Below are 7,107 nucleotides of genomic sequence, written 5' to 3' on the forward strand. Positions count from 1 at the left end.
CCCGCCACCACACCCTTGCGGCGGGAGGCCAGCCAGGCCGCGACCGCCCGGTCACGCAGCGTCAGCGTCGCGTCCCGCGACACATAGACCCCGCGGTGGACGGCGCGATAGTGGGTGCGCAGCGACTGCCGGGTGGCGTGGCCTGCGGCCAGCGCCTCACCGCCGAGGAAGATCTCCGTCATGGCGCCCATGGTGCCCCCGGGCACCGACAAGTCGGGCCGCCCGCCGGGTGAGAGGATCGACCGGTGAACCGGGAGCAGTTCTGGCAGGACGCCGAACGACACGTCGTGCGTTACGGATCGGCGTTCGTGCCGCGGATCATCCAGCGCGCCAGCGGCAGTCATGTCTACGACGACGACGGCAACGCCATCCTGGACTTCACCTCCGGACAGATGAGTTCGGTGCTCGGCCACTCACATCCCGACATCGTCTCGGCGGTGTCCACGGCGGTCGCGACACTCGACCATCTCTACAGCGGGATGCTCAGCGGACCCGTCGTCGAGTTGTCCGCCAAGCTCGCCTCCACGTTGCCCGCGCCGCTGCAGAAGGTGATGCTGCTGAGCACCGGCGCGGAGTCCAACGAGGCCGCGATCAAGATGGCCAAGCTCTACACCGGCGGATACGAGATCGTCTCCTTCGACCGGTCCTGGCACGGCATGACGTCGGGTGCGGCGTCGGCGACGTTCAGTGCGGGCCGCCGCGGCTACGGGCCGCCGATGCCGGGCAACCTCACGCTGCCCACCCCCAACGCGTACCGGTCGCCGTTCCGGCGGGCCGACGGCAGCCACGACTGGGAGACCGAACTCGCCTACGGGTTCGGCGTCGTGGACGCGCAGTCCTCGGGCAGCCTCGCCGCCTGCCTGGTCGAGCCGATCCTGTCGTCGGGCGGGGTCATCGAGCCGCCGCCCGGCTACCTGCGCCGCCTGCGGGAGTACTGCGACGAGCGGGGCATGCTGCTGATCGCCGACGAGGCGCAGACCGGCATCGGCCGCACCGGGTCGATGTACGCGTTCGAGCGCGACGGCGTCGTGCCGGATCTGCTCACGCTGTCGAAGACCCTCGGCGCCGGCCTCCCGGTCGCCACGGTCGTCACCACCGAGGAGATCGAGAACACCTGCCACGAGCGGGGTTTCCTGTTCTTCACCACCCACGTGTCGGATCCGCTCGCCGCGGCGGTCGCGCTGACCGTCCTGACGGTCGTCGAGCGTGACGACCTGGTCGCCCGGGCCGCCGCGCTCGGCAAGCAGCTCACCGACCGGCTGACCGAGATGCGGGACCGCTACGAGCAGGTCGGCGACGTCCGCGGTCGCGGCTTGCTGCAGGGCATCGAACTCGTGTCCGACAAGAGCACGAGGGCGCCGGCGGACGCGCTCGGTGCGAAGGTGACAGCCGAATGCCTCGACCGCGGCCTGCACATGAACATCGTCCAATTGCCCGGAATGGGTGGGATCTTCCGCATCGCCCCGCCCCTGACGATCTCCGACACGGACTTCAACGCCGGTCTGGACATCCTCGACGACGCGCTCGCGGCGGTCCTGACGCGCTGACCTGCTCAGGCCATCGCGCGGCGGCCGGTCAGCGCCCGGCCGAGGGTCAGCTCGTCGGCGAACTCGAGGTCGCCGCCCATCGGCAGCCCGGACGCGATGCGGGTGACCGTCAGGCCGGGGATGTCCCGCAGCATCCGCACCAGGTAGGTGGCGGTGGCCTCGCCCTCGGTGTTCGGGTCGGTGGCGATGATCACCTCGGCGACGTCGACGCCGTCGACCCGCTCGCCGATGCGGTTGAGCAGTTCACGGATCCGCAGTTGCTCGGGCCCGACACCCGACAGCGGGTCGAGCGCGCCGCCGAGCACGTGGTAGCGGCCGCGGAACTCACGGGTGCGTTCGACGGCCTGGACGTCCTTGGGTTCCTCGACGACGCACACCAGGGACGCGTCGCGGCGCGGGTCGTTGCAGATGCGGCACCGGTCGTCGTCGGAGACGTTGCCGCACACGGCGCAGAACTTGACCCCGTCGCGCACCCGGTTCAGCACCGCCGTGAGCCGGTCGATGTCGGGCGGTTCGACCGACAGCAGGTGGAAGGCGATCCGCTGCGCGCTCTTCGGCCCGATACCGGGCAGCTTGCCCAGCTCGTCGATCAGATCCTGTACCGGGCCCTCGAACAACTAGAGCCCCGGGATGCCCAGGTTGCCCATCCCGCCCGCGAGCGGCCCGAGCCGGTCGTGGGCCAGGATGGTGACCTGCTTGGCAGCGTCGCCGATGGCGCCGACCACGAGGTCCTGCAGCGTCTCGGGATCGGCCGGGTCTATCACCTTGGGGTCGATCGCCACCGAGATGACCTCGCCGCTGCCCTTCATGGTGACCTGCACCAGGCCGCCGCCGGCCTGGCCCTGCACCTCGGCGTTGGCCAGCGCCTCCTGGGCCTCCATCAGCTGCTGCTGAACCTGCTGCGCCTGCGCGAGTAGCGCCGACATGTCGGGCTGGCCACCGGGTTGCATCTCTGGTCCCCTCTGCTGAATCGGTGCGTCGGCTTGATTGCGGGCAGGTCTCGACTTGGTTGCTCTCGCCCGGAAGAGGCGGTTTGGACTTCAAGCCTAGTCGGCGTGGCGGCTACGGTGGCGCCCGTGCCTGCCACCCTGCGTGTCGGCCTGCGGACCGGCCTGAGATCGGGCGCCGCCGTCACCGTCACCATGCTGATCGCCGCGTCCGTCCTCGCCGCGCCGGCGGCCGCCGTGCCCGCCAACATCGCAGGCATGATCGTCTTCCTCGATCCCGGCCACAACGGCTCCAACGATTCGTCGATCAGCCGCCAGGTCCCGACGGGCCGCGGCGGCACCAAGGACTGCCAGGCCAGCGGCACGTCGACCCAGGACGGCTACGCCGAGCACTCGTTCACCTGGGAGGTCACCCTGCGGGTGCGCCAGGCGCTCAGCGCGCTCGGCGTGCGGACGGCGATGTCGCGGGGCGACGACACCGGCCTCGGCCCGTGCGTCGACGAGCGCGCGGCGATGGCCAATGCGCTGAAGCCGAACGCGATCGTGTCGATCCACGCCGACGGCGGGCCGCCCACCGGCCGGGGGTTCCACGTGCTGTACTCGTCGCCGCCGCTGAACGCGGCGCAGTCCGGCCCGGCCGTGCAGTTCGCCCAGGTGATGCGCGACCAGCTGGCCGGTTCGGGCATCCCGCCTGCGACCTACATCGGTAGCGGCGGCCTGAACCCGCGCTCCGACATCGCCGGGCTCAACCTGGCGCAGTACCCGTCGATCCTGGTGGAACTGGGCAACATGAAGAACCCGGCCGACTCCGCGCTGATGAAGAGCCCGGAGGGCCGGCAGAAGTACGCCGACGCCGTGGTGCGCGGCATCGCGGGGTTCCTGGGGGCCCAGCGCGTCGCCTAGGCGCTCAGGCGCCCGTCTCGACCTGCTTCTTCAGGTTCTCCAGCACCTCGGCCTGGATCTTCTTCAGCCCGAGCGGGGCGAACGTCTTCTCGAAGAATCCCTTGACGCCGCCGGCGCCGGTCCAGGACGTCTTGACCGTGACCGACGATCCGGGGCCCGCGGGGGCGACGGTCCAGTTCGTCACCAGCGTCGAGTTGGCGTCCTTCTCGATGACGGTGTGGCCGGCCACGTCGACGGCGGCCTTCACCTCGCGCACCCGGGACTTGGTGGCCTGCAGTTTCCAGGTCACGACGGTGCCCGCGCCCTGCCCGCCCTCGAGCACCCGGTAGGCGCTGTAGTGGTCGGAGAGGATCTTCGGGCGCACGTTCTGGTAGTCGGCGACCGCGCGAAGCACCTCCGCCTGGTCGGCGTTGATCAAGATCGTGCTCGACGCGCTGACCTGTCCCATCGGTGAAATCTCCTAGTCGTGTGGAAGAACGGCGGGGTCGTCCCGGCCCGGCGCGGTCGCATCGGCTGCGACCGCGGTCTAGCGTATATGCGTGTCTGTTGCCCCAAACGACGCACAGGCCGCCCACGCTGCCGGTGTAGAGCGTCTTCTCGCCAGTTACCGAGCCATCCCGCCGTCGGCCACCGTCCGGCTGGCCAAGCCCACGTCGAATCTCTTCCGCAAGCGCGCCGAGAGCACCGCGAAGGGCCTCGACACGTCGGGGCTGACCGGTGTCATCGCCGTCGACCCCGACCGCCGCACCGCGGACGTGGCGGGCATGTGCACGTACGAGAACCTGGTCGCCGCCACGCTGCCCTACGGGTTGTCGCCGCTGGTGGTGCCGCAGCTGAAAACGATCACCCTCGGCGGCGCGGTGACGGGGCTGGGCATCGAATCGGCGTCGTTCCGCAACGGCCTGCCGCACGAGTCGGTGCTCGAAATGGACATCCTCACCGGCACCGGCGAGGTGCTGACCGCGACGCCCGACCAGCACGCCGACCTCTTCCGGACGTTCCCCAACTCCTACGGCACGCTGGGCTACACGGTCCGGCTGAAGATCGAGCTCGAACCGGTCAAGCCGTTCGTCGCACTGCGCCACCTGCGCTTCCACTCGCTCGACGATCTGGTCGCGACGATGGACCGCATCGTCGAGACCGGCGGGCTGGACGGCGACCCCGTCGACTACCTCGACGGCGTGGTGTTCAGCGCCGACGAGGGTTACCTGAGCGTCGGCGTCCGGACCGGGACACCCGGACCGGTCAGCGACTACACCGGCCAGGACATCTACTACCGCTCGATCCAGCACTCCGGCAAGGACTCAGCCGAGAAGCACGACCGGCTGACCATCCACGACTATCTGTGGCGGTGGGACACCGACTGGTTCTGGTGTTCGCGCGCGTTCGGCGCACAGAATCCCCGCGTCCGCAGGCTGTGGCCGCGGCGGTTCCGGCGCAGCAGCTTCTACTGGAAGCTGATCGGCTACGACCAGCGTTTCGACATCGCCGACCGCATCGAGAAGCGCAACGGAAGGCCGCCCCGCGAGCGGGTGGTGCAGGACATCGAGGTGCCGATCGGCCGCACCGCGGAGTTCCTGCGCTGGTTCCTCGACAACGTCCCGATCGAGCCGGTCTGGCTGTGTCCGCTGCGGCTGCGTGACGAGGGCGGATGGCCGCTCTATCCGATCCAGGCGCATCACACGTATGTGAATGTCGGATTCTGGTCCTCGGTGCCCGTCGGGCCCGAGGATGGGTACACCAACAGACTCATCGAACGGAAAGTGAGCGAACTCGACGGCCACAAGTCCCTGTACTCCGACGCCTACTACACGCCCGAGGAGTTCGACGACCTCTACGGCGGCGAAACGTACAAGACGGTCAAGAAGACCTACGACCCGGATTCACGTCTACTGGATCTGTATGCGAAGGCGGTGGAAAGACGATGACCACATTCAAGAATCAGGCGCCCGAACGGAAGCTCACGCTGGCCGAGGTGCTGGAGATCTTCGCGGCGGGGCACCTGCCGCTGAAGTTCAGTGCCTATGACGGCAGTGTGGCCGGGCCCTCGGACGCCTCACTCGGGCTGGATCTCAAGACCCCGCGCGGCACGACGTACCTGGCGACGGCGCCGGGCGATCTCGGTCTCGCCCGCGCCTACATCGCCGGCGACCTCGACATGCTCGGTGTGCACCCGGGTGACCCGTACGACCTGCTCAAGGCGCTGGCCGAGAAGATGGACTTCAAGCGTCCGCCCGCGCGGGTGCTGGCCCAGATCGTCCGCTCGATCGGCATCGAGCACCTCAAGCCGATCTCCCCGCCGCCGCAGGAGGCGCTGCCGCGCTGGCGGCGGATCGCCGAGGGCCTGCGGCACAGCAAGCATCGCGACGCCGAGGCCATCCATCACCACTACGACGTCTCCAACACGTTCTACGAGTGGGTGCTCGGGCCGTCGATGACCTACACCTGCGCCTGCTACCCCGACGCCGACGCGTCGCTGGAGGAGGCCCAGGACAACAAGTACCGGCTGGTGTTCGAGAAGCTGGGGCTGCGTGCGGGCGACCGGCTGCTCGACGTGGGCTGCGGCTGGGGCGGCATGGTGCGCTACGCGGCCCGGCACGGCGTGAAGACCATCGGGGTGACGCTGTCGAAGGAACAGGCCACCTGGGCGCAGAAGGCGATCGCCGAAGAGGGCCTTACCGACCTGGCCGAGGTCCGGCACGGGGACTACCGCGACGTCCGGGAGAGCGGCTTCGACGCGGTGTCGTCGATCGGGTTGACCGAGCACATCGGGGTGCAGAACTACCCGGCGTACTTCCGTTTCCTGCAGACGAAGTTGCGCACCGGAGGGTTGCTGCTCAACCACTGCATCACCCGGCACGACAACAAATCGGGGGCGGGTGCTGGAGGTTTCATTGACCGCTATGTGTTCCCCGATGGGGAGCTCACCGGGTCGGGCCGGATCATCGCCCAGGCCCAGGACGTCGGGCTCGAGGTGGTGCACGAGGAGAACCTGCGACACCACTACGCGCTCACTCTGCGTGACTGGTGCCGCAACCTGGTGGAGCACTGGGACGAGGCGGTCGCGGAGGTCGGGCTCGGAACGGCCAAGGTGTGGGGGCTGTACATGGCCGGCTCACGGCTGGGCTTCGAGACGAATGTCGTTCAGCTGCACCAGGTGCTGGCGGTGAAGCTCGACAACGCCGGCGGCGACGGCGGGCTGCCGCTGCGCCCGTGGTGGAGCGCGTAGCAGGCGCGGACTCAGGCCCCGTCGATGCGGCGGGCGCCCAACTCGCTCTGCAGCAGTTCCAGGGCGGCCTCTTCGGGGTCGCGGCGCGGCCCGGCCTCTTCGTGCACCGCCTCGGACAGCATGTCGTCCTCTTCGCGCTGCGCCGCCTTCGCGGGGACAGGGGCCTCCGACGGCGCACCCACCTCGCAGCGGATCTTCCAGTCCACCCCGAGCGCATCTTTGAGCGCATCGCGGATGACGTCGGAGTTACGTTGCTCGACAAGCCGTTTCGCCAACGGCGCCGACTCGTGGGTGAGCACCAGAGTGTCCTTGTCGACGGTTCGCACGATGGCGCCCGCCAGCATCACGTCGATGGTGCGGCTGCGCTGGCGGACCTTCTCCCGCACGGTCGGCCACATGGAGCGCACCGCGGCGGCGTTCGGTTCGCCGGGCACCGCCACCGGCGGCGCCTCGACCACCGGGTCGGCGGGCGGCCGCAGCG

General features: G+C 69.4%; 7 protein-coding genes and 2 pseudogenes. 4 read left to right on the forward strand and 5 right to left on the reverse strand.

Features of this window, described 5'->3' with window-relative positions:
* A pseudogene (locus Q2100_RS27265) lies at window positions 1–182 on the reverse strand (hypothetical protein); the annotation flags it as partial.
* Between the two features lie 63 nt (window positions 183–245).
* Here Q2100_RS27265 and Q2100_RS27270 point away from each other — a divergent pair.
* Window positions 246–1,547: an aspartate aminotransferase family protein gene (locus Q2100_RS27270; protein WP_302916568.1), complete on the forward strand. Its 1,302-nt coding sequence runs from the start codon at window positions 246–248 to the stop codon at window positions 1,545–1,547.
* Between the two features lie 5 nt (window positions 1,548–1,552).
* Here the strand turns inward: Q2100_RS27270 and recR are convergent, their stop codons facing one another.
* On the reverse strand, window positions 1,553–2,164 hold the full coding sequence (recR, locus tag Q2100_RS27275) for a recombination mediator RecR (RefSeq protein WP_264011008.1): 612 nt from the start codon (window positions 2,162–2,164) through the stop codon (window positions 1,553–1,555).
* Window positions 2,165–2,497 carry a YbaB/EbfC family nucleoid-associated protein gene (locus Q2100_RS27280; RefSeq protein ID WP_302916569.1) on the reverse strand — a complete coding sequence of 111 codons (333 nt, stop codon included), beginning with the start codon at window positions 2,495–2,497 and terminating at the stop codon, window positions 2,165–2,167.
* A 192-nt stretch (window positions 2,498–2,689) separates the two neighbouring features.
* Here Q2100_RS27280 and Q2100_RS27285 point away from each other — a divergent pair, with 192 nt between their 5' ends.
* Window positions 2,690–3,397, forward strand: a complete 708-nt coding sequence (locus Q2100_RS27285; RefSeq protein WP_264011019.1) for an Rv3717 family N-acetylmuramoyl-L-alanine amidase — start codon at window positions 2,690–2,692, stop codon at window positions 3,395–3,397.
* Window positions 3,398–3,401: 4 nt separating this feature from the next.
* Here the strand turns inward: Q2100_RS27285 and Q2100_RS27290 are convergent, their stop codons facing one another.
* Window positions 3,402–3,845, reverse strand: a complete 444-nt coding sequence (locus Q2100_RS27290) for an SRPBCC family protein (RefSeq protein ID WP_264011010.1) — start codon at window positions 3,843–3,845, stop codon at window positions 3,402–3,404.
* Between the two features lie 91 nt (window positions 3,846–3,936).
* Here Q2100_RS27290 and Q2100_RS27295 point away from each other — a divergent pair, with 91 nt between their 5' ends.
* Window positions 3,937–5,325, forward strand: a complete 1,389-nt coding sequence (locus Q2100_RS27295; protein ID WP_302916570.1) for an FAD-binding oxidoreductase — start codon at window positions 3,937–3,939, stop codon at window positions 5,323–5,325.
* On the forward strand, window positions 5,322–6,626 hold the full coding sequence (locus Q2100_RS27300; RefSeq protein WP_302916571.1) for a class I SAM-dependent methyltransferase: 1,305 nt from the start codon (window positions 5,322–5,324) through the stop codon (window positions 6,624–6,626). Before Q2100_RS27295 ends, Q2100_RS27300 begins: the two co-directional genes overlap by 4 nt.
* Before the next feature lie 11 nt (window positions 6,627–6,637).
* Here the strand turns inward: Q2100_RS27300 and Q2100_RS27305 are convergent.
* A pseudogene (locus Q2100_RS27305) lies at window positions 6,638–7,107 on the reverse strand (DNA polymerase III subunit gamma/tau); the annotation flags it as partial.

The sequence above is a fragment of the Mycolicibacterium arseniciresistens genome (assembly GCF_030519285.1).
Taxonomy (GTDB): domain Bacteria; phylum Actinomycetota; class Actinomycetes; order Mycobacteriales; family Mycobacteriaceae; genus Mycobacterium; species Mycobacterium arseniciresistens.